Origin of the sequence: Nonomuraea aridisoli (genome assembly GCF_003236395.1) — a bacterium.
Lineage (GTDB): Bacteria > Actinomycetota > Actinomycetes > Streptosporangiales > Streptosporangiaceae > Nonomuraea > Nonomuraea aridisoli.
Genome location: NZ_POUD01000604.1, coordinates 1 through 887, shown reverse-complemented (window position 1 = coordinate 887; position 887 = coordinate 1). Strand labels below are relative to the sequence as shown.

1 protein-coding gene is annotated in these 887 nt (G+C 77.1%); it reads right to left on the bottom strand.

The window, feature by feature from the left end; genetic code table 11:
* Window positions 1–3 precede the first annotated feature (3 nt).
* Window positions 4–887, bottom strand: an 884-nt coding sequence (locus C1J01_RS48350) for an urease accessory protein UreD (protein WP_328589767.1), incomplete at its 5' end; no start/stop codon positions are given.

Genomic DNA, 887 nt, shown 5'->3' with positions numbered 1-887 from the left:
GCGCTAGACAGCCCGGCGGGGCGGGGTGGGCGTCAGGGCCGTGCGTTCGCCCCATTCGAGGCGGGAGCGGAGTTGGACGGCGTCGGTGGCCAGGGCGGAGACCAGGGTGCCGGGGCCGGCCAGGGGGAGGACCGCTACGCCGTCGGAGACGGACGACTTGTCGGTGCGGGCCGTGAGGAACGTGGTGCCGACGCAGCGGGCCGTGCCGTAGACGGCCGGGGACGCGTCGAGGGCCGGGTCGCCGACCGTGAACTCCTGGCGGAGCAGCGGCAGGCCGTCACAGGTGGCGTCGAAGCGGGCGTGACAGCGGCCCGGGAACTCGCCGTGCCTGCCGAAGACGATCTCCTCCCGCCAGAACACGTTCGCGTCCGCCTCCAGGGTGAGGCGTACCAGGAGGCGGTGGTCGCAGCCGGCGGCGAGCACCGTGGGCTCCGGTGCGAACCGGAGGGTGGCGCCCGCGCCCACCCGGGCGGTGACCAGCATCTCGGACGCGCCGTCGCCCGGCAGCACGAGCGTGCTGGCGACCGAGCCCAGGTCGAGGGTCGTGTGCGGGGCGACGTCCACGTCGAGGGCCAGCCGGTCGCCGCCGAGCGGGCCCGCCGCGGTGGAGATCAGGTGGACGGTGCAGGGGCCGGTCTGGCGCAGCGTCAGCGGAGGTGCCGAGGCCAGCCGGCGGATGACCGTACGCCCGTCGCCGTCCAGGGCGGTCGCCACGGCGGCGCTCGCCCGCATCCCCCGGCGTGACCAACGTCCGCCCACGCCGGCAGGCCCGGCGGCGGCCGTACCGGTCGGCCGCGTGGCAGGTCCGGTGGTGGCTGTACTGGCCGGCCGCGTGGCGGGCGTGGTGGTGGCCGTGCCGGCGGAGCCGGTGGGCGGGCGGTCGGTGG